This window comes from Centipeda felix (genome assembly GCF_900186465.1).
GTDB lineage: Bacteria > Bacillota > Negativicutes > Selenomonadales > Selenomonadaceae > Centipeda > Centipeda felix.
The window spans coordinates 100,065-120,648 of sequence record NZ_LT891958.1 but is presented as its reverse complement, the minus strand read 5'-3'; the positions used below and the strand labels follow the sequence as shown (position 1 = coordinate 120,648).

Here is a 20,584-nt window from a genome sequence, read left to right as displayed (position 1 = left end):
ATGGGAAAGAAAAACGATGGCGTACGGATCGCCTGTGAGAACCGCAAGGCGCGGCACGACTACTTCATCCACGAGACCTATGAGGCGGGAATGGAGCTGGTCGGTACGGAGGTCAAGTCCCTGCGCGCCGGCAAGGCAAATCTGCGCGACAGCTACGCCTACATCAAGAACGGGGAAGTATTCCTCGACCACATGCACATCAGCCCCTACGATCAGGGCAATCAGTTCAACCATGACCCGTTGCGCGTGCGCCGTCTGCTCATGCACAAGGCGGAGATTCTGAAGCTCTTTGGCAAGACGCAGGAAAAGGGCATGACGCTCATCCCGCTGAAGGTCTATTTCAAGCACGGACGTGCAAAGCTCGAGCTGGCACTCGCGAGCGGCAAGCATAACTACGACAAGCGTCAGTCGTTGAAGGAAAAGGCGGCAAAACGCGAGGTGGAACAGGCACTAAAATCACGTCAGCGCGGATAGCAGTATTTTTGGACGGAGGATTTATGCAGGAAAAGGAAGCATCGCCCGCCCTTCGGCGCGGGCTCAAGAACAGGCATCTCCAGATGATCGCCCTCGGCGGCGCAATCGGTACGGGGCTTTTCTACGGCTCTGTCTCGACGATCGCGCTCGCGGGGCCGGCGGTCATGCTCGCATATCTGCTCGGCGGCATCATGATTTTCTTCATCATGCGGATGCTCGGCGAGATGGCAGTGGATGAACCGGTCTCGGGCTCCTTCAGTCACTATGCGGGAAAGTACTGGGGCGACTTTCCGGGCTTCCTCTCCGGCTGGAACTACTGGTTCAATTACATCATCGTCTCTATGGCGGAGCTGGCGGCGGTCGGCATCTATATGAATTTTTGGCTGCCCGATCTGCCGCAGTGGCTCTCTGCGCTCGTCTGTCTCACGGTCATCACCATCCTCAATCTCACGAATGTGCGTGCCTATGGGGAGATGGAGTTCTGCATGGCACTTGTCAAGATCACGGCGATTGTGCTCATGATTGGGCTCGGCGGCTGGCTGCTCGTGACAGGGGCACCGTTCCCCGAGAACGTCAGCAACCTCTGGGCGCACGGGGGCTTCCTGCCGAACGGCTGGTGGGGCTTCCTCCTCGCAACGGCGGTCGTCATGTTCTCGTTCGGCGGCGTTGAGCTGATCGGCATCACAGCGGGGGAGGCAGAGGATCCCGACCGCACCATCCCACAGGCGATCAATCAGGTGATCTGGCGTATCCTCATCTTCTACGTCGGCACCATGGCGATTCTTATGGCTCTCTGGCCGTGGAACGAGGTTGGTGCGGATGCGAGCCCCTTTGTCCAGATTTTCCGTAACGTCGGTATCCCTGCGGCGGCACATATCCTGAATTTCGTCGTGCTCACGGCGGCAGTCTCGGTCTACAACTCCGCGATCTACAGCAACAGCCGTATGCTCTATGGACTCGCACAGCGCGGCGATGCACCGCAGGCACTCTGCCGTCTCTCACACCGCGGGGTGCCCGTGCGCGGCATTCTCATCTCCTCGGGGATGACGCTCGTTGTCGTCTTTCTCAATTACTTTTTCCCGGGCGATGCATTTCTCTATCTGATCGCGATCGCAACCTGCGCGGCTGTCATCAGCTGGACGACCATCGTCGTTACGCATCTGAAGTTTCGTGAGCAATGTGCACGTGAGGGAAAGCCAATCAAATTCCGCACGCCGTTCTATCCGTGGATCAACTACCTCTGCCTCATCTTCCTCGCGGGGGTTGTCATCATGATGGCACAGATCCCCGGGATGCAGATTGCCGTGCCGATCCTGCCCGTATGGCTGATCGTGCTCTGGCTCGGCTATCGGTCGAAGCGAAAGAGTGAAAAAGCATAATCGCCTTCCCCGCTATGACGGGGAAGGTGGACCGCGAGCGGTCAACGTCAACCAATCACACGTCGCTAACGCTCGTGTTCTTGGGACGTTTTCGCATACGACCTGTTTCCCAATCAGCTGCGCCCTATGGGCTTGCTTCTTGGACAGGCCAGCAAGCGGTGGAAGGGGCACACAAAAGGCGCTGCACGAAGTCTTTGGCTTCGTGCAGCGCCCTTTTCATGTGGTGCAGTGATTGTGTCGCAGCATCTCTATGTTTTTTGGTGCACATCCATTGTCCGCATCTTTGCGCATTGGTCGGGTGTGAGGGCGATCTTGCCGCGGTCGAGGGAGAGTATCCCCTCTGCACGGAGGCGTTCGACGCTGCGGTTGACCGTCTTCAGGCTCGTACCAATGGCATCGGCGATGTCTTGCCGCCGCATGGGGAGACGCACGGCGGCATCGGTCGCAGGCAGCTGCTTTTGCAGGTAGGCGAGGAGACGCGACTGCACCGTTAGGTATTTGATCTGACCGTATTCGTCCGAGATGGGCCAGGATTTTCGTGCGATCATGCAGGCAACGGAAAACGCTGCTGCCGCGTCGTGCTGGAGCCATGCACCGAACGCGTCAATGCTGATGGCGAGCAGATCGCATACCGTTTCTGCCTCACATGTCGCGGCATAGTACGGCGTACCCGCGAGAGCCTCGTACTCACCGAGGAATGTTGGCGGGTCGGCGATGGCAAACACATACCGATCGCCGCTTGAGAACTCGTTGATAATGCGCACGCGCCCCGCGAGGAGGATGTAAACCGTGTCGGCGTGCGTTCCCTTACAGCGGATGATCTCGTCGGGCTGGAATGTGAGCGGACGTGCCGTGCGCAGGAGGTGCGGCGGCACTTCGGGAAATGACGGCAAAAGCATGGTGATGCTCCTCTTTGTATGGAAATCGCTGGATGTATCATTTCTCCTCTATTTTAACGAAAAAATTTCGTGCTGAAAAGTCACATGTCCTTTTTTTTCGCTTATTTTATTTGATATACTCGGATTAAAGGGAGGATGAGATATGAGTTCGAACAACGTGCCCAATAGGCGCGTGGAGGTGATGGCGGGGCTGACATCGTTCTTTGCCATCTCGTACATCGTCATCGTCAACCCGCTGATCCTTGCGGACGGGGGGATCCCGGCGGAGCTGAGCGTGTTTGCGACGATCTTCGCCTCGGCGATCGGGTGCCTGTTGATGGCGTTTTGGGCGGATGCGCCGATCATTCTGACGCCCGGCATGGGCATCAATGCGTTCTTTACGTATACCGTCGTGGTGAACATGGGGTTCCGCTGGCAGGAGGCACTTGCCATTTCGCTTGTCTCAGCACTCATCTTCTTTGCGCTGGCGGTGACGCGTGCAGGCAGGATCCTGGCGGATGCCGTGCCGAAATCACTGAAATACGCAGTGACGGCGGGCATCGGACTGTTTCTCGTGGAGATCGGTCTGGAGAAGGCAGAGCTGATCCGCGCCGGCGAGAACTCGATCCTCGCGCTCGGCGATCTGCGGAATCCCTCTGCACTGCTCGCGCTCCTCGGCCTCGTGCTGAGCTTGCTGTTTTACCAGCGGCGGGTGAAGGGTGGATTTTTCATCGCCATCCTCATCGTGACGGTCATTGCCAATGCGCTCGGACTCGTCCAAGCCAATACGATCGAGATCGATATGACGCGGCTCGGCGAATACGGTGCGCTGCTCTTTGCAGAGGACTTCTCCTCCATGCTGACCGTTTCGTTCTGGCTTGCGGTCTTCTCGATGACGATGATTCTCGTCTTTGAGTCCATCGGCCTGCTCGAAGGACTGCTGCCCGATACGGAAAAATTTCGCAATGCATTCCGCGCATCGTCCCTGACGGCGGTGCTGTCCTCGGTGCTCGGAACGAGCCCCACCGTCGCTGCCGCAGAGAGTGCGGCGGGCATTGTCGAAGGGGGGCGGAGCGGGCTGACGGCACTCGTCGGCGGCGCGTTGTTCCTGCTCACACTCGTCTTCATTCCGCTGCTCGCCTACGTTCCACAGGCGGCGGTTGCGCCCGTCATCATCATCACGGGCGCACTGATGATGCAGCATCTAGAGAACATCCAGTTTCAGGATTTCTCCGAGTGGTTCCCTGCGTTCCTCATCATCGTGCTCATCCCGCTGACGAACAGCATCTCTACAGGGCTGGCGTTCGGCTTCGCCGCACACCCCATGATGAAAGTGTTCACGGGACGCCGCCGTGAGCTTGGAACGCTCTCCTACGTCCTCGGCGTACTGTTTCTCCTGCAGCTCGTCTTTGAGGCAGCACAGTGACATAGACCGCTATGGCGGTTTACGATAAAATTTTTCTATCATGACGAAAGAGAGGTACACATTATGCCAACCCCACACATTGCCGCAGCGAAGGGCGAAATCGCCGAGCGTATTCTCCTGCCGGGCGACCCGCTCCGCGCCAAGTACATCGCCGAGAATTTCCTCGAGGGCGCGAAGGAGTACACGAACATCCGCAATATCCTCGGCTACACCGGCATGTACAAGGGACATCCCATCTCCGTGCAGGGGACGGGCATGGGGATGCCCTCGATCTCTATCTACGTCAATGAGCTCATCCGTGAGTACGGCTGCAGGACGCTGATCCGCATCGGCAGCTGCGGCGCGTGCCACAAGGATATCCATATCCGCGACGTTCTCATCGCACAGGCGACGACGACCGACTCCTCCATGCCGCGCAACATCTTCGGCGCTTCGGTCAACTTTGCACCGGTGGCGGACTTTGACCTGCTGCGTCACGCCTATCAGGCAGCGGCGGACAAGGGCATCGCCGTGCGCGTCGGCAACGTGATGTCGCAGGATCGCTTCTACGATGACGAAATGGACATCCAGAAGCTCGCGAGCTACGGCGTCCTTGGCCTTGAGATGGAGGCTGCGGCACTCTATCTCATCGCGGCGAAGTTCGGCGTGCGTGCGCTCGCGCTCTTTACCGTCAGCGACCACCTCGTCAGTGACGAGCCGCCCTCCACGGCGGAGGAGCGTCAGACTTCGTTCAGCGAGATGATCGAGATTGCACTGGAGGCGTCCATCGCCTAACGGAGGAAGGAGACGGCAATGGCTGGTATCAAACGCGTATTCATCATTGTGCTCGACAGCTTTGGCATCGGGAATGAGCCGGACGCAGCGGATTTTGGCGACGGGAAATGCAATACACTCGCGTCGCTGACGACCTCGCCGGAGCTGCACGCGCCGAACCTCACAAAACTGGGCCTCTTCAACATCGACGGCGTCGGCTGCGGCACGCCGGCAGACAGCCCCATCGGCACTTTTGCCCGCCTGCGGGAGCTCTCGCGCGGCAAGGATACGACGATCGGACACTGGGAGATCGCGGGCATCGTCTCCGAGCAGCCCATGCCGACGTATCCGAACGGATTTCCGCCCGAGATCCTCGCGCGTCTCTCGGCGGCGTGCGATGGAAAGAAGATGCTCTGCAACAAGCCCTACTCCGGTACACAGGTGATCCACGACTACGGGCGTGAGCAGGAGGAGACGGGCGGTCTCATCGTCTACACGTCGGCAGACAGCGTGCTGCAGATCGCGGCGAACGAGGCCGATGTGCCCGTCGAGCGCCTCTATGAGTACTGCTGTGCGGCGCGCGAGATCATGCAGGGCGAGCACGGCGTCGGGCGCATTATTGCACGCCCGTATGTCGGCAGCTATCCGAACTACAAGCGCACCGCGCATCGTCATGACTTCTCCCTCGATCCGACGGGCGATACGATGATGGATGCGCTCGTGCGCAAGGGCTGTGAGGTCATCGGGGTCGGCAAGATCAGCGACATCTTTGCGGGGCGCGGCATCACGCGCAGCACAGGCGTCAACGAGAGCAACGCCGACGGCATGGAAAAGACGCTCCGCATCCAGCAGGAGGACTTCACGGGACTGTGCTTTGTCAACCTCGTCGATTTCGACATGGCGTATGGGCATCGGCGCGACATCGCAGGCTATGCGCGCGCGACGACGGAGTTCGACGTGCAGATCGGCACGTTCATGGAGAATATGCGCGAGGACGATGTGCTGATGATCACAGCGGATCATGGCTGCGACCCCGGCGCCCCCGGCACCGACCACACGCGTGAGTATGTGCCGCTCCTCGTCTATGGCGCACGGATCCGTCCGAACACAAATCTCGGGACGTATCCGACGTTCGCCATGATCGGCGCGACGGTGGCGGATATGTTCGATGCGCCGCTGACGACAAAGGGCGAGAGCCTGCTGCCGCGCATTCTTGCCCGCTGAGGAGGATGTACCCATGCGTATGTATGACCTGATTACGAAGAAGAAGCACGGCGGCGAACTGACTGCCGAGGAACTGCGCTCTATGGTCGAGGGCTATGTCGCGGGGGAGATTCCGGACTACCAGATGTCCGCCATGCTGATGGCGATCTGGTTCAGCGGCATGACGGCGGAGGAGACGACCGCACTGACGATTGCCATGGCGGACTCGGGCGACCGTGTCGATCTTTCGGCGATTGCCGGCAAGAAGGTGGACAAGCACTCGACCGGCGGCGTCGGCGACAAGACGACGCTCATCTGCGCACCCATTGTCGCCGCCTGCGGGGGACGCGTCGCAAAGATGAGCGGGCGCGGACTCGGGCATACGGGCGGCACCGTGGACAAGCTGGAGGCAATCCCGGGCTATGAGACGGCGATCTCGCGGGAGAAATTCTTCTCCATCGTGAACGAGTGCGGCGTCTCGGTCATCGGGCAGTCGGGCAACCTTGCGCCGGCGGATAAGAAGCTCTACGCACTGCGCGACGTGACGGCGACGGTCGACTCCATCCCGCTGATTGCGTCCTCGATTATGAGCAAGAAGCTCGCCGCAGGCTCGGACTGCATTCTGCTCGATGTTAAGACGGGTTCTGGCGCGTTCATGAAGACGCTCGACGATGCCATCGCGCTCGCGCAGACGATGGTCGCCATCGGCGAGGGGGCAGGACGGCGCACGGTTGCGCTGATCACGGATATGGATACGCCCCTCGGTCACGGCATCGGCAACAGCATCGAGGTCGCAGAGTCGATGGACGTGCTGCGCGGCAAAGGACCGCGTGATCTGACGGAGGTGTCACTCCAGCTCGCGGAGAACATGCTTTACCTCGTCGGCAAGGGGGCGATCAAGGAATGTCGCCGCATGGCGGAGCAGTCGATTGCGGACGGATCGGCATTCGAGACGTTCTGTACGATGGTGCGGCGGCAGGGCGGTGACGATGCCGTGCTGCGCGACGCATCGAAGTTCCCGCAGGCGGCTGTGCAGGTGGAGATTCGCGCGGGGGCGGACGGCTATATCACCGCCATGGATGCGGAGAAAATCGGCGAGACGAGCGTTGTGCTCGGCGCAGGGCGCGAGACGAAGGACAGTCCGATCGATTTCGCCGCCGGGCTTATCCTGCATAAGAAGTACGGCGATGCAGTGACGTCGGACGATGTCATCGCAACGCTCTATACCGAGAGCGCGCAGCGCGGCGAAAGCGCGGCTCAGCTCTTCCGTGCGGCGATTACCATTGGAAAAGAGGTGCCGCCCAGCCGACCGCTTGTCTATGCCCGCGTGGAAAAAGACAAGGTCGTACGGTACTAGTCAAAAACTCTTTCGGGGGGAGGATTTCGTATGTTTTTCTTCGTCAACCTGCTCGGCCTTGTGGTGTTCCTCGGCATCGGCGTGCTCGCATCGCGGAACCGCAAGGAGATCCAGTGGCGTTCGGTTGCCTCGCTTCTCACGCTGAACCTCGTGCTCGCGTGGTTCCTGACATCGTTCGAAATTGGCCGCGATATGATTACGGCCGCCGCGAGCGGGTTCACGGAGTTGATCAACATCTCGTACGTCGGCATCGCGTTCGTGTTCCCTGACTGGGTCAACGTACCGCAGATGAACTTCTTTGCGGCAGGGCTTCTGCCGATCCTCTTCGTCGTGCCGCTCTTTGACATCCTCACGTATTTCGGCATTTTGCCGTTCATCATTCGTTGGGTTGGCAAGCTGCTCACGTTCCTCACGCGTGCGCCGAAGTTCGAGTCGTTCTTCGCCATCGAGATGATGTTCCTCGGCAATACAGAGGCACTCGCCGTGTCGAAGCTCCAGCTCATGCGGATGAGCAAGGAGCGTGTGCTGACCATCGGCCTCATGTCGATGAGCTGCGTGACGGCGGCACTCATCGCCGTCTATGTCAAGATGATGCCGGCGGAGTACGTCGTCACGGCGATCCCGCTGAACGTGATCAATGCGCTGCTCGTCTCCTCGATTCTCCATCCCGTGAAGGTTGCGCCGGAGGAGGACACGATTGCTACGCTGAGTGAGGGGGGAGAGCGCGAGCCGTTCTTCTCCTACCTCGCGGAGTCGATTCTCGGTGCAGGGCGTCTCGTCCTCATCATCTGTGCAAACGTCATCGCCATCGTGGCACTGCTCAAGTGCGTCAATGTCCTGCTCGGTCTGCTGCATGCATCGCTTTCGCTCGAGCTCATCCTCGGTGTCGTGCTGTTCCCGTTCGCGTGGCTGCTCGGTCTTGCGCCGGCAGAGGCGTTCCAGATTGCCCAGTACATGGGGACAAAGCTCATCACGAACGAGTTTGTCGTCATGCTGCAGATCCAGGAGATGGTTCCGACGTGGCCGGCGCACATGCAGGCTGTGATGACCGTATTCATCACGTCATTCGCCAATCTCGGGACGGTTGGCATCATCCTCGGCTGCTTCAAGGGGCTGGTTGACCCTGAGCGCAATATGATCGTTGCGCGCAACGTCGTTTACATGATGCTGTCCGGACTGCTGGTTTCGCTGCTATCTGCCGCAATCTGTGGATTGTTTGTCTGGTAGGTACGATCCTCTGGGGGCTGCTGTACGAAATCAATGTACAGCATCATCTTTTTATCATTGTTTTCCTTAGGGAAACAATGATAAAATCAGCTGTGCGAATCGGACGGGCTTCATTTTATCCGCGATTGCTAACGACGAACCTCCTATGAATACAATCTGTTTATTAGACAAAGATGATATTTTGTGATAGAATATCTCTAAAGTCCCACCTGATTAGCGACACAATAATTACAAACGATTCAGATATAACAGCCAGCAAGTATTTTTTCAGAAAGGAGAGACGGATGATATGCAAGGAATGCGGCGCGAAGATCGAGAATCTGACGCGCATCTGTCCGCACTGCGGGGGACGTGCCCTCGTCGATGACGAGCTTGAGACATGGAGCTTCATCGCCGATACGGCCGCAAGTAAACGCCATGCGATGCCGAAGGAAGTCGCACTGAATGCACCGTGTCCGCCGCCGGAGACGATGGCAGCACAGCTGGCGGGACTTGAGCGGCTGCGGGATTACTTTGTGGAGTACAGCAATCTCTATCAGGTGGCAGATGATCTGCGTTATATTGAGAGCGGCTTTTCGCATCCGTCTTTTCTGTTCTGGGGGCTGGCAGGCGGGCTTGCTGCGGCGCTCGTCTATTTCCCGCTGTCGCCCTTTTTGCCGCATTTCGTCTGGACGTATTACTTTGTCCTGTGGGCGGCGGTCAGTGTGATCGGCTATCTGCGCGCGGGGCGGCGCTATGAGCGGCGTGCGGCGGAGTATGCAGTGCTGCGGCGGCAGGCGGAGAACGATCTGCACGTCATGTATAATCACTGCGAGGGGTGTTTCCTTCCACTCGAGTGGACGCCGCCGCCGCGCATCAACCGCATGATTGCGGCGCTGCGCACGGGTGAGGTGCGCTCCGTTCAGGACTATATCGGTATGGATGCACCGATGAAGGCTGCCCGTTCGGCGTGAGGCGGGGCTTATAGTTGAGAGATATGACCAGATGCGAAAGATTTGCTGACGCAGATGCGAAAATGTGCTAAGATAAATGCAGTTATATTTCCGATGCGATAGGAAGAAGCGTTATTATGGCAGAAATTCGTATCAAACGCGTTTATGAGGCACCGGCGGAGGATGATGGGTTCCGCGTTCTCGTGGATCGACTCTGGCCGCGCGGTATCTCGAAGGAGCACGCCGCTCTTTCGGACTGGTGGAAGGACATCGCGCCGACACCGGAGCTGCGCAAGTGGTTCGGCCACAAGGCGGAGAACTTTGCGGCCTTTACCGAGAAGTATCGGACGGAGCTCTCGACGGGGACGGCTGCCCCCACCCATACTAAGACGGTCGCTGAGCATCTCGCAAAGGGGGAGAATGTCACACTCCTCTATGGGGCGAAGGATCCACAGCTCAATCAGGCAGTTGTTCTGCGCGACTGGATGAACGGAATGATGGATAAGTAATACATTGTCACTTTTGATATAGTGATGTCACTTATGTGACGACGTTTGATCAATTATTGGGAAAAGACCGTGATTATTTCAAATCATGGTCTTTTTTTCTTGCGATCAATAACAAAATGCGCTATATTCTATCTGTAACAGCAACATGTGAGCCGGTTCGTAACAAAAGTGAAGGTTGATGGGACAGGGGGATGATGATGCAGGCCGTTGATAAACGGATCCTTATCAAGGCGGCAAATCTATACTATACAGAAGGCTTGAAGCAGAGCGAGATCGCACAGCGGCTCGGCGTGGACCGCACGACGGTCAGCAAGTACCTACGGCGTGCGCTCGCGTCGGGGATCGTACGCATCACCGTCGCGATGGACAGCAACGAGGAACTCGAGAGTGCCTTGGAGCGGCGCTTTGGGCTGCGTGAGGCGTGCGTCGTCGCACACAGCATTGACCTCGAACAGGTCAAGAAGCGCATGGGACAGGCGGGGCTCGGTCTCTTGCGCCGGATTGCGGCCGATGGTCAGACCATTGGTCTGGCGTGGGGGACGAGTATCCGCGAACTGACGCGCTGCGCATCCGAGGAACAAATGCGTGCGGTACGTGCAGATTTTGTTCCGCTTGATGGAGGCCCTGAGAGCCTCGACAGCGAGCTTCATGTGAACACGCTCTGCTATGAGCTCGCAAACGCCTTTGGCGGGCGCAGTCATTATATCTATGCCCCTGCCATTGCGCGCACGGGCGAGATCGCAGAGGCGATTCGACAGGATATAAATTTCGAGCAGATTTCAAAACTTTGGGAAAAGCTCGATGTTGGGATTGTCGGCATCGGCGCCCCCGTCAAATCCTCCAACTTGGTTTGGATGGGGAGTTTCGGCCGGGAGGGGATCGAGAGCCTCTTGCGCAGCGGTGCTGTGGGGGAGATCTGTTCCATGTTTTACGATGCAGACGGCCGCCCCGTGACGAACGAGTTTCATGACCGCATCATTGCCGTCGAGCTCGAGCGTCTCCGCAGCCTGCCATACTGCATCGGCATGGCGGCATCGCGCGAGAAGGTGCCTGCGATTCTCGGCGCCCTGCGCGGCCGCTATATCAATGTTCTCATCACGGATGAGGAGACAGCAAAGATTTTACTCAACGAATAATTCGGAGGTGAGAACAATGTTTTGGCTGATCGTTATCGCGGTGAGTATGTGGGTTCTTCAGCTAGTACTGAGTATTCTCCAGTTTCGCCGCTTTGCCGCGCATGTGCGTGAGCTGCGGCATGAGGGGCGCGTTGCCATCGGCAAGGCAAAGGGACGTTTCGCCGCAGGGGCGATTGTACTCTTTGTGATCGATGGGGACTGCAATATCCTGCGTGGGGAGATCATGAAGGGCGTCACCGTCTTCGCGGGATTCCGACCATTTGATGATTTCAATGGGGTGAATCTTCTCGATCTCGATGAGGAGCATGTCGCCCGCTATGATCGCCAAACGCGCCGCGCCGTACTTGGCGCGCGTGAGGAATATATGATCTATCAGGAGCAGGGCACGGCGTTCGCCGGTTCAGCATAAGACGAATCTCTATTTTTCCATGTGAAAGGAGACAAACGCATGGACACACTCATTCTTTTCGCACAGGGCTTCATCGGGATGTTCAACAAGGGCGGTGAGACACTCATCAGCTGGGTGACGGGCATTATCCCGACGCTGCTCTGTCTGCTCGTCGCGATGAACGCAATCGTTCTCTTCGTCGGAAATGAGCGCGTGGAGCGATTTGCTCATTTCTGTGCGGGCAATCCATTTTCCCGCTATGTCATTCTGCCGTTCATCGGGGTGTTCTTCCTCTGCAACCCGATGGCACTCTCGCTGGGAAAATTCCTTCCGGAATTTTACAAGCCTTCTTATTATGCGGCATCGTCTTCGGCATGCCATACGATGAACGGTATGTTTCCGCATGTCAATCCCGGTGAGATGTTCGTGTTCCTCGGCGTCGCCAACGGCATCACGACACTCGGACTGCCCTATACGGATCTTGCTGTCCGCTATCTGCTCGTCGGTCTCGTGGTCAATTTCCTGCGCGGCTGGCTGACGGACTTTACGACGGCGTATGTGCAGCGGCAGCAGGGCGTTGAGCTCAGCAAAGAGCCCGCTGTACTGAAGTAAGGAAGAAGGGAGCAATACTATGGCAGAGTATAAAAGTGTTGTCGTCTCGGCAGGTTCGGGCGGCTTTGGCGGTCCGCTCACACTGACGCCGGATGAGAAGCGGCATAAAATCGTCAATATCACGGGCGGGGTCATCTCGGATGTTGCCCTTCGCCTCGGTGAGATGACGGGCGCAGAGGTCGTGGATGGCTTCAAGACCAGTGTTCCCGAGGAGGAAATCCTCGCTGTGGTCATTGACTGCGGCGGCACGCTGCGCTGCGGCATCTATCCGCAGAAGCGCATCTTTACGGTGAACGTCAAACAGACGGGACCCTCCGGCCCGCTTGCCCAGTACATCAAGGAGGATATCTACGTCTCGGCGGTCAAGCCGAACAATATCGCATTCAGTGACGGCTCGGCAGCACCCGCTGCACCGGCTGCATCCGATGCAGCTGCGGCGGCACCCGCGCCGAAGTACGATACGACGAAGAAGATCACGGAGCAGTCCGGCGGCCTTATGGCAAAGATCGGACAGATGATGGGCGGCATTGTCGCGACGTTCTATCAGGCAGGACGCGAGTCCGTCAATACCATGATTACGACGATTCTGCCGTTTATGGCGTTCGTCTCCATGCTGATCGGCGTTATCCTCGGTTCGGGATTTGGCGACTTCGTGGCGCATTTCATCTCGCCGCTCGCCTCCTCGCCGATTGGTCTCGTCATTCTGGCACTGATCTGCTCCTTCCCGCTTCTGTCCCCGTTCCTTGGACCGGGCGCGGTCATCGCGCAGGTGGTCGGTGTGCTGATCGGCGTTGAGATTGGTCTCGGACACATTCCGCCGAACCTCGCGCTTCCTGCGGTGTTCGCTATCAATGTCCAGTGCTCCTGCGACTTTATCCCCGTCGGTCTCGGTCTTGCCGAGGCAGATGCCAAGACGGTGGAGATCGGTGTGCCCGCTGTCCTTTACTCCCGCTTCATGACTGGCCCGCTTGCGGTTATCATCGCGTGGATTGCCAGCGCGGGGCTGTACGAGAACTAATTGTAGGGAAAAGGAGAATATGCAATGAGCTGGCTGAATCTTGAAGGAAAGACTGCGATTGTTACCGGGGGCGCGTCGGGGATCGGCAAGGCGGTCGCCGAGGAGTTTCTGGCACAGGGCGCGAATGTCGTCGTCTGCGATATGAATCCGCAGGCACCTGCCTTTGATGAAAAGCAGGGCAAGATGCTCTACGTGGTCACCGATGTGACAAAGCGCGACAGCGTTGCGGCAATGGTCGCGGCGGCGAAGGAGAAGTTCGGACACATCGATATTCTCGTCAACAATGCGGGGATCAACATCCCGCGCCTTCTGGTCGACCCGAAGGATCCGCATGGGAAGTATGAGCTGGACGACGCTGTCTTTGACAAGGTGACGGCGGTCAACCTCAAGGGGGTCTATCTCTGCGCACAGGAAGTCGGGCGCGAGCTCGTCGCACAGGGCCACGGCGTCATCATCAACATGAGCTCGGAGAGCGGTATCGAGGGCTCTGAGGGACAGAGCATCTATGCGGCGACGAAGAATGCGGTCAATTCCTTTACGCGTTCATGGGCAAAGGAATTCGGCAAGCTCGGCGTGCGCGTGGTCGCGGTGGCACCCGGCATTCTTGAGGCAACGGGGCTGCGTACCCTAGCCTATGAGGAGGCGCTCGCCTATACGCGCGGGATCACCGTCGATGATCTGCGTAAGGGCTATGCGAGCACGAAGACCACACCGCTCGGACGCAGTGGAAAGCTCAGTGAGGTCGCCGATCTCGTCGCCTACCTCGCTTCGGAGCGTGCATCCTATATCCACGGCGTTACGTACAACGTCGCCGGCGGTAAGACGCGAGGCTGACAACCAAATATGACAAAACGCCGCCAACGGGGCATAGAGCCCGTTGGCGGCGTTTTCGTATCGTATTGTTTTCACCGCTCTGCCGAAGTGACGCGTGAGGAGAGCACGAGCATGAATACGGCGAGGGAAACGATGCCTACGGCGAGTCCGATGTAGCCGTTTTCGGTCAGTCCGTCGGCGATGTAGCCGATGAGGGAGCAGGAGGCGACGACGGCGACGTAGGGAAGCTGGGTCGATACGTGGTCGAGGTGGTGACACTGCGCTCCTGCCGACGCGAGGATGGTGGTGTCGGAGATGGGCGATGCGTGGTCGCCGCAGACCGCGCCCGAGAGGATAGCGGCGACAGAGACGACGAGAATGTCGGGCGCCGTCTGTCCGAGGACGGCGATGGCGATTGGGATGAGGATGCCGAATGTGCCCCAGCTCGTGCCCGTCGCGAAGGCAAGCCCTGCTGCAACGAGGAAGAAGAGCGGCGGCAGGAACATGACAACGCCCGCATTGGCGGTGACAATCGTGCCGACGAAGCCGCCGAGGTTGAGGTACTCCTTGCTGCAGATCCCCGAGAGCGTCCATGCAAGGCAGAGGATGAAGATGGCAGGGGTCATTGCCTTGAATCCCCAGCCGAAGCTGTCGCAGAACACGTTGAACGAGACGACGCGGCGCGGCAGGTAGAGCAGCCCCGTAAAGACGAAGGCGATGAACGACCCAAGCACGAGAGATTTTGACGAGTCGCAGTCGGCGAACGACTGTGCAATGCTCTTGCCTTCGTGAATGCCGCCCGTATACAGCATCCCGTAAATGCAGGCGGCGATGAGGACAAGCAGGGGGAGCACGAGATCGATCATTTTGCCGCGTCCTTCGCTCGCTGCACTTGCCGATGCCTCCGCCGTGTCCTGATACTCCTTCGGAATCTCGAACTCCACATTGGACTTCTCGACACTTCTGCGCATCGCTCCGAAGTCACGCCCCGTCCATATAATGTAGAGCATGAAGAGAATTGTCAGCCATGCGTATAGGTTGAATGGGATCGTCTGCAAAAAGAGCATAAAGCCGTCGATGGGCGAGTCCTCCGGCAGGGAGGAGCCGACTGCCGCAGCCCAGCTTGAGACGGGGGCGATGATGCAGATCGGCGCTGCCGTAGCATCGATGATGTAGGCGAGTTTTGTCCGCGCAATCTGAAACTTGTCCGTAACGGGGCGCATGACCGTGCCGACGGTGAGGCAGTTGAAATAGTCATCGATGAAGATGACGATGCCGAGGAGCACCGTGACGAGCGATGCGCTTCGCTTGCCGTGGATCGCCCGTGTCGCCCATTCGCCGTAAGCATTCATCGCACCCGAGCGTGTGATGGCGGCAACGAGAATGCCAAGGATGACGAGAAAGACAAGAATGTTGACGTTGCCGCCCACCTTGTCTGCCATGACCTGAAACATCGTGAGTGTCGCCTGCAGGAAATTCCCTCCTGCAAAGAGCATTGCCCCCGAGAAGATGCCAATGATGAGCGACATATAGACTTCTTTCGTCCAGAGTGCAAGGACGATGGTGATGATTGGCGGCAGAATCGACCATGCGGTTGCTGTCATGAGATGAATGCACTTCCTTTATTATATTTGAGAAATCACGGATACAACAGAGCTTCAGACTGGTGCCGATTTTTCGCCCGATTGAGGAGAAAAAGCAAACGCAGAGCGAACCTATATGGAGAATCACAGGTAAAATCGGACAAAAAAGATGTGCTGAGAGGCACAAGTTGAATTTATCCATGTGTTCTTGCGTATGCAACGGTCTCATTATAACAAAAAAACCGGATTTGGCAAAAATAAATAAAGAAATCGAATCCAAGATAATGGAGATCGTTTCTTAAGTTATTTTTCTTTTAATTTAAGGAAGGAGAAGTAAAGAGTATGACGAATATGTAACATACGAAAATAATGCAGTATTTTATTTTGCTGCATCGATGCATGTGGTCGGCGTGATGGGGCGGCGACACAGGGGAAAGGAGAGAATGATTTGCAGGAACAACGGCAAATACAGGGAAGGGGTATCGGCTTTCAGCTGAACGCGATCACGCTCGTCGGGATTGTCGTGATGGTGACGATTCTCGTCTCGTTCGTCGGCTATCGCGCGTATGATGAACTCCTCACCGTGGGGACGCAGGCGAAGTACAACGAGCTGGGGGACAAGATCCGCCCGGTCTTCAACCGCTATGCCTCGATCAAACAGTCGGGGGAGGGGCTGCGTCAGCGCATCTACACGATGATGCAGGCACCGCCGGAGGCACGCAGCCGTGAGGCACTGAACAAAAACCTTGCGGATCTGATTCAGTCCAACAGTAACCTTGTGGGCGTGGGGGTGGTCTTTGAACCGAATGCCTTTGACGGCAACGACGCCGCACATACGAGCGACCCACTCTCGGACAGCACAGGACGCATGATTTCCTACGTGAGCCGTGAGGGCAGCAGCGTAGAGTTCGAGCCGAGCACGGGCTATGAGACGGCTGATTGGTATACGGAGCCAAAGCGTACGTCCAAGCTCACGCTGACGAATCCGTACTATGAGGAGGTCGGCGGCAAGAAGACTCTCGTGGTGTCGCTCGCCATCCCTCTGATTGTAGATGGGCATTTTGTCGGTGCAATCTCACTTGACTTTGACATGGAGCAGATCCAGAAGGATTTCGAGAAGGCGAGTACGCCGGACAACATCTACCTCCTGATCGATAATGCGGGACGTCTCGTGGCGCATGGGACGAGTCCCGACTCCATCATGAAGGACGCGTTCCAGCTGATGGGATCGACGGAGCAGGATAAGAAGGAGATCTTCACAGACGGTCCATACAGCCTGATGAATGTGTCGCCGACGACAGGCAAGGAGTCGGTCTACGTCTTCTACGCGCTCCACTATGACGGAATTGATACACCGTGGGCGATCTTCTCCATTACGGATAAGGATAAATTTGTCGGTACGGCGCGCGAGATGGTGATCTTCTCCGTTGTGCTTGCCGTGATCTGTACGGTGGTGCTCGTCATCGCCCTCGCAATGTTCATTCAGCGGCGCTTGATCGTTCCCATTGGGGATGTGACGGGGATTTTGACGCGTTTTTCCGATCTCGATCTGGATCACGAGAAGGGAAAGCATGCCGCGATCTATCTGGATCGTGCCGATGAGATCGGCGCGATGATTCGCTCACTCGGGCGCATGGCGAACAGCCTGCGCGAGATCATCGGCAAGATCAACGGTGTCTCGCAGTCTGTTGCGGCGACGAGTGAGGAGCTGACGGCGACGGCGCAGAACACGGCGCACTCGGCGGAGACGGTACGCAAGGGCATCCACGACATCGCCGAGAGTGCACGCGTGCAGGTTGCGGACACGCAGGATGCGGTCGATCATACAGACGAGATTCTCCACCTGCTCGATGACAACCGCAAGGTCATGACGGAGATGAACGAGGCGACGGCGAATATCCAAAAGCGCCAGACCGAGGGCGCGGAGATCCTCGCCGACCTCATGAAGAAGTCCGCCGAGACTGCCAATGCCACACAGGAGGTCTCGCGTGTGGTCGAGGAGACGAATGAGCGTGCGGAGCGTATCGAAGAGGCGAGCGCGATGATCCAGTCCATCTCCGAGCAGACGAACCTCCTTGCGCTCAACGCTGCCATCGAGGCGGCGCGTGCGGGCGAGGCGGGACGCGGATTCGCGGTCGTCGCCGAGGAGATCCGCAAGCTCGCGGAGCAGTCGCGCGGCTTTACGGATGAGATCAACGGCATCATCGGCGAGCTCAAGACGAAGTCGCAGCAGGCGGTCGATACAATGGAGGTCTCCAAGAAGCTGGTCGAGGAGAGCAACGTCAACCTCGAGCGTACGCAGCGTCGCTTCGACATGATTGCCGAGGCGGTCGAAGGCGCGAACAGCGTTGTGACGAAGCTGAACGAATCCTCCGAGAAGCTGACGGAGAAGAACAAGGCGATTGCCGCCGTCAGCAATAAGCTGATGGATATGGCAAAGGAGAACGATGCGACGACGAATGAATCGGAAGCCGCCGTCGACACGCAGACACAGGCACTCGCGGACATCGCTGAGGCGAGCGAGAGCCTTGCCCAGATCGCGACCGATCTGCAGAATGAGGTTGAGCGCTTCCGCCTCTGATCGTTATTTTGTACTTCTATCTGCATATTGACATTGAAAATCCCTGCCGCAGGAATGCGGCAGGGATTTTGCATACGTAGGGGCTTATCGCAGCAGGAAGAACAGCGCGGGATAGACGAGGAAGAAGAAGGCAATGCTCGTCGTGAGAAATCCAGAGATGGTAAAGTCCACGTTGAGATGATAGAGTTTTGCCGCTGTGACAGAGTTGATCGCACCCGGCGTGACGGAGAAGACGAGGATTGCCCCGAGGAGGACGGGATCGTGGACGAAGGGATAGCTGATCGCGAACATAAAGGCGGGCATGACGAGAAAGCGCAGGATGAAGAGGTCGAGGGTGTAGGGCGCGTAGCGACGTGTGCGATGCAGGTTGATGAGCGCACCGACGGGCAGCATACCGAACCATGCACCGAAGTGAATCAGTCCCTCGAATGCCGTGCCCACAGCGGGCGGACGCGCAATGCCTGCCGCGTTGAGCAGGAGCCCCGCCGCCATGCCGAGGATGCTGAGTTGATTCCACGAGAGGAGGATATCGCGCACGCGTAGGCTGACCTTGCCCGTGTCGCCGTGATTTTCATGCTGGAGACAGTAGAACTGCGCCATCGGAAAGACGGCGAGGACGAGCAGGATCGTCTGAAAGATGCCCATGATCTGCGCGTAGCCGAAACCCTGCTCGCCGTAGATGATGTAGGCACAGACTCCGCCGAGGGTGGTGATGTTCGACATCATGGCGTTGCAGAGAAAGGCGCCGCGGTCAAGCGGGTTGTGGTATTTGCGGATGAAGAATGCCCAGCCGATGAACCCCGGGAAGAGGACGATGAGAATGCCATAGACGGGGATGAGCGCGAGATCCCACGAGATCGGGAGTGTCCAACAGCTCATGAGGGCGAGGATGGTGTAGATGACGATGACGTTCAGGCGCAGGATGCGTCGGATGAGGTCATCGGAGATCATGCCGCGCCGATAGAGAAGATAGCCGACGATGAGGGGCGCGAGGAGATCGGTAAAGAGATAGATGATGCGAAAATCCGAACTGTCCACGGGAAGGACCTCCTTCTAGTGTGATGGCTTGTTATGGTGGTGTTTGCACGGGCACCTTCTCTCCAGAAAGTGCATTTCATTTATCGAAATAGGAAGAATGTGATGGGGAAGAGGATGCAGAGGTAGAGAACGGTGGTGACGAGAAAGACGGCGATGGTGTAGTCGACGTTCAGATGGTAGAGACGGGCGGTGAGGGTGGCGTTGATCGCGGCTGGCACGCCCGCGAACAGAACGAGGGAGTTCTGGATGATGGGGTCGCTGATGATGAGCCGTGCCACGATAAAGGTAGCGGCGGGGACGATCAGAAAGCGCAGGAGAATCATGTCGAGTGTCAGATAGATGAAGTGGCGTGCCCGTCGAAAGTTGATGAGGGAGCCGATGGGGAGCATCGCAATCCATGCAGAGACGTGGATGAGATAGGAGAACGTCTCTGCGAGGACAGGTGGGCGCACGACACCGCCCGCATTGAGGGCGAGCCCCGCCGCCATGCCGAGGATGCTGAGCTGATTCCACGAGATGAGGAGCCCCAGAAAGCCGCGTGCGTCAAGGCGGGCGCTGCGCCCGTGGCTCTTGTGCAGGAGATAGTAGTACTGGGCGATGGGGAAGGCGAGCAGGACGAGCACGAGGTTCTGGCACGCACTGCCGATCTGCGCATAGGCAAAGCCGCGCTCTCCGTAGATGATATAGGCGCAGATGCCGCCGAGCGTCCCGATGTTCGAGAGCAGCGCAGAGATGAGATGTGTGCCGCGGTCGATGGAGCTGTGTAACCGCCGTCCGAGGAAACGCCAACTGATAAATCCCGGAAAGAGGATGATAAACGCAAAGAAAAAGGGCAGGACGAGTACATCCTTGGTCAGCGGCAGAGCCCAGAAACTGAAGAGCGAGAGCAGCGTAAAGAAGGCGACGATATTGATGCGGATGAGGCGATTGAGCATCCCGTCGGAGAGCAGGCGACGTTGATAGAGAATGTAGCCGACGATGAGAGGCAGGATCAGATCGGTGACGAGAAAGATCAGCCGAGACATAACTTCGTCCATGCGGACACCAGACTTTCATGCAGCAAATGATAACATTCTATGATATTTTTATCCTAGCACAAGAGGTCCTTGATGTAAACTTAAGGAAGCACTGATAAATTCGGTACAACCATCTTGACGCATCTTTTTTGCCCGCACTTCGGCGGAAAATCCTCCACAGAGCACCACTCTGCGTCCGGTTTTCCACCTCGTTCGGACGAAAAAATCTACGCCAATCTGGCAGACCTCATTTTATCAGTG

19 protein-coding genes are annotated in these 20,584 nt (G+C 57.7%); 15 read left to right on the top strand and 4 right to left on the bottom strand.

Going from position 1 to position 20,584, the window contains the following annotated elements; translation table 11 throughout:
- Together smpB and C1713_RS04935 are read left to right on the top strand one after the other, a co-directional pair.
- Positions 1-474: an SsrA-binding protein SmpB gene (smpB, locus tag C1713_RS04940; protein WP_050341290.1), complete on the top strand. Its 474-nt coding sequence runs from the start codon at positions 1-3 to the stop codon at positions 472-474.
- Positions 475-497: 23 nt separating this feature from the next.
- Positions 498-1,853 (top strand): amino acid permease, encoded by a 1,356-nt coding sequence (locus tag C1713_RS04935; protein WP_102493224.1) that lies wholly within the window; start codon positions 498-500, stop codon positions 1,851-1,853.
- A 248-nt stretch (positions 1,854-2,101) separates the two neighbouring features.
- Here C1713_RS04935 and C1713_RS04930 read toward each other — a convergent pair whose 3' ends face one another.
- A complete protein-coding gene (locus tag C1713_RS04930; RefSeq protein WP_050341286.1) occupies positions 2,102-2,752 on the bottom strand; it encodes a Crp/Fnr family transcriptional regulator in 651 nt (216 codons plus the stop codon).
- A 142-nt stretch (positions 2,753-2,894) separates the two neighbouring features.
- Here C1713_RS04930 and C1713_RS04925 point away from each other — a divergent pair, with 142 nt between their 5' ends.
- From C1713_RS04925 to C1713_RS04870, 12 genes are all read left to right on the top strand, one after another.
- Positions 2,895-4,157: an NCS2 family permease gene (locus tag C1713_RS04925; RefSeq protein ID WP_102493223.1), complete on the top strand. Its 1,263-nt coding sequence runs from the start codon at positions 2,895-2,897 to the stop codon at positions 4,155-4,157.
- Between the two features lie 63 nt (positions 4,158-4,220).
- Positions 4,221-4,931, top strand: coding sequence for a purine-nucleoside phosphorylase (gene deoD, locus C1713_RS04920; RefSeq protein WP_102493222.1), 711 nt, complete (start codon positions 4,221-4,223; stop codon positions 4,929-4,931).
- An 18-nt stretch (positions 4,932-4,949) separates the two neighbouring features.
- Positions 4,950-6,134 carry a phosphopentomutase gene (locus C1713_RS04915; protein ID WP_102493221.1) on the top strand — a complete coding sequence of 395 codons (1,185 nt, stop codon included), beginning with the start codon at positions 4,950-4,952 and terminating at the stop codon, positions 6,132-6,134.
- Between the two features lie 13 nt (positions 6,135-6,147).
- A complete protein-coding gene (locus C1713_RS04910) occupies positions 6,148-7,470 on the top strand; it encodes a pyrimidine-nucleoside phosphorylase (protein WP_102493220.1) in 1,323 nt (440 codons plus the stop codon).
- A 30-nt stretch (positions 7,471-7,500) separates the two neighbouring features.
- Positions 7,501-8,697 (top strand): NupC/NupG family nucleoside CNT transporter, encoded by a 1,197-nt coding sequence (locus tag C1713_RS04905; protein WP_102493219.1) that lies wholly within the window; start codon positions 7,501-7,503, stop codon positions 8,695-8,697.
- Between the two features lie 284 nt (positions 8,698-8,981).
- On the top strand, positions 8,982-9,650 hold the full coding sequence (locus tag C1713_RS04900) for a zinc ribbon domain-containing protein (RefSeq protein ID WP_102493218.1): 669 nt from the start codon (positions 8,982-8,984) through the stop codon (positions 9,648-9,650).
- A gap of 116 nt (positions 9,651-9,766) precedes the next feature.
- On the top strand, positions 9,767-10,138 hold the full coding sequence (locus C1713_RS04895) for a DUF488 domain-containing protein (RefSeq protein WP_102493217.1): 372 nt from the start codon (positions 9,767-9,769) through the stop codon (positions 10,136-10,138).
- A gap of 197 nt (positions 10,139-10,335) precedes the next feature.
- Positions 10,336-11,274 carry a sugar-binding transcriptional regulator gene (locus C1713_RS04890; RefSeq protein ID WP_170950776.1) on the top strand — a complete coding sequence of 313 codons (939 nt, stop codon included), beginning with the start codon at positions 10,336-10,338 and terminating at the stop codon, positions 11,272-11,274.
- Positions 11,275-11,290: 16 nt separating this feature from the next.
- Positions 11,291-11,683, top strand: coding sequence for a transcriptional regulator GutM (locus C1713_RS04885; protein WP_006691023.1), 393 nt, complete (start codon positions 11,291-11,293; stop codon positions 11,681-11,683).
- Between the two features lie 39 nt (positions 11,684-11,722).
- On the top strand, positions 11,723-12,274 hold the full coding sequence (gene srlA / locus C1713_RS04880) for a PTS glucitol/sorbitol transporter subunit IIC (protein ID WP_102493215.1): 552 nt from the start codon (positions 11,723-11,725) through the stop codon (positions 12,272-12,274).
- Positions 12,275-12,293: 19 nt separating this feature from the next.
- The gene (gene srlE, locus C1713_RS04875) at positions 12,294-13,292 is read left to right on the top strand and encodes a PTS glucitol/sorbitol transporter subunit IIB (protein ID WP_102493214.1); all 999 of its coding nucleotides are present in this window, start codon (positions 12,294-12,296) and stop codon (positions 13,290-13,292) included.
- Positions 13,293-13,316: 24 nt separating this feature from the next.
- On the top strand, positions 13,317-14,126 hold the full coding sequence (locus tag C1713_RS04870; RefSeq protein WP_102493213.1) for an SDR family oxidoreductase: 810 nt from the start codon (positions 13,317-13,319) through the stop codon (positions 14,124-14,126).
- 71 nt (positions 14,127-14,197) lie between these two features.
- Here C1713_RS04870 and C1713_RS04865 read toward each other — a convergent pair whose 3' ends face one another.
- Positions 14,198-15,709 (bottom strand): Na+/H+ antiporter NhaC family protein, encoded by a 1,512-nt coding sequence (locus C1713_RS04865; RefSeq protein ID WP_102493212.1) that lies wholly within the window; start codon positions 15,707-15,709, stop codon positions 14,198-14,200.
- 427 nt (positions 15,710-16,136) lie between these two features.
- Here C1713_RS04865 and C1713_RS04860 point away from each other — a divergent pair, with 427 nt between their 5' ends.
- Positions 16,137-18,269 (top strand): methyl-accepting chemotaxis protein, encoded by a 2,133-nt coding sequence (locus tag C1713_RS04860; RefSeq protein WP_170950775.1) that lies wholly within the window; start codon positions 16,137-16,139, stop codon positions 18,267-18,269.
- An 84-nt stretch (positions 18,270-18,353) separates the two neighbouring features.
- Here the strand turns inward: C1713_RS04860 and C1713_RS04855 are convergent, their stop codons facing one another.
- Together C1713_RS04855 and C1713_RS04850 are read right to left on the bottom strand one after the other, a co-directional pair.
- The gene (locus tag C1713_RS04855; protein ID WP_102493210.1) at positions 18,354-19,307 is read right to left on the bottom strand and encodes an AEC family transporter; all 954 of its coding nucleotides are present in this window, start codon (positions 19,305-19,307) and stop codon (positions 18,354-18,356) included.
- Positions 19,308-19,387: 80 nt separating this feature from the next.
- A complete protein-coding gene (locus C1713_RS04850) occupies positions 19,388-20,344 on the bottom strand; it encodes an AEC family transporter (RefSeq protein WP_102493209.1) in 957 nt (318 codons plus the stop codon).
- Positions 20,345-20,584 lie beyond the last annotated feature (240 nt).

What these genes read in the sequence shown, in the direction of transcription:
- smpB (WP_050341290.1), top strand. Translation starts at nt 1, where the DNA reads ATGGGAAAGAAAAACGATGGCGTACGGATCGCCTGTGAGAACCGCAAG.
- C1713_RS04935 (WP_102493224.1), top strand. Translation starts at nt 498, where the DNA reads ATGCAGGAAAAGGAAGCATCGCCCGCCCTTCGGCGCGGGCTCAAGAAC.
- C1713_RS04930 (WP_050341286.1), bottom strand. Translation starts at nt 2,752, where the DNA reads ATGCTTTTGCCGTCATTTCCCGAAGTGCCGCCGCACCTCCTGCGCACG.
- C1713_RS04925 (WP_102493223.1), top strand. Translation starts at nt 2,895, where the DNA reads ATGAGTTCGAACAACGTGCCCAATAGGCGCGTGGAGGTGATGGCGGGG.
- deoD (WP_102493222.1), top strand. Translation starts at nt 4,221, where the DNA reads ATGCCAACCCCACACATTGCCGCAGCGAAGGGCGAAATCGCCGAGCGT.
- C1713_RS04915 (WP_102493221.1), top strand. Translation starts at nt 4,950, where the DNA reads ATGGCTGGTATCAAACGCGTATTCATCATTGTGCTCGACAGCTTTGGC.
- C1713_RS04910 (WP_102493220.1), top strand. Translation starts at nt 6,148, where the DNA reads ATGCGTATGTATGACCTGATTACGAAGAAGAAGCACGGCGGCGAACTG.
- C1713_RS04905 (WP_102493219.1), top strand. Translation starts at nt 7,501, where the DNA reads ATGTTTTTCTTCGTCAACCTGCTCGGCCTTGTGGTGTTCCTCGGCATC.
- C1713_RS04900 (WP_102493218.1), top strand. Translation starts at nt 8,982, where the DNA reads ATGATATGCAAGGAATGCGGCGCGAAGATCGAGAATCTGACGCGCATC.
- C1713_RS04895 (WP_102493217.1), top strand. Translation starts at nt 9,767, where the DNA reads ATGGCAGAAATTCGTATCAAACGCGTTTATGAGGCACCGGCGGAGGAT.
- C1713_RS04890 (WP_170950776.1), top strand. Translation starts at nt 10,336, where the DNA reads ATGCAGGCCGTTGATAAACGGATCCTTATCAAGGCGGCAAATCTATAC.
- C1713_RS04885 (WP_006691023.1), top strand. Translation starts at nt 11,291, where the DNA reads ATGTTTTGGCTGATCGTTATCGCGGTGAGTATGTGGGTTCTTCAGCTA.
- srlA (WP_102493215.1), top strand. Translation starts at nt 11,723, where the DNA reads ATGGACACACTCATTCTTTTCGCACAGGGCTTCATCGGGATGTTCAAC.
- srlE (WP_102493214.1), top strand. Translation starts at nt 12,294, where the DNA reads ATGGCAGAGTATAAAAGTGTTGTCGTCTCGGCAGGTTCGGGCGGCTTT.
- C1713_RS04870 (WP_102493213.1), top strand. Translation starts at nt 13,317, where the DNA reads ATGAGCTGGCTGAATCTTGAAGGAAAGACTGCGATTGTTACCGGGGGC.
- C1713_RS04865 (WP_102493212.1), bottom strand. Translation starts at nt 15,709, where the DNA reads ATGACAGCAACCGCATGGTCGATTCTGCCGCCAATCATCACCATCGTC.
- C1713_RS04850 (WP_102493209.1), bottom strand. Translation starts at nt 20,344, where the DNA reads ATGGACGAAGTTATGTCTCGGCTGATCTTTCTCGTCACCGATCTGATC.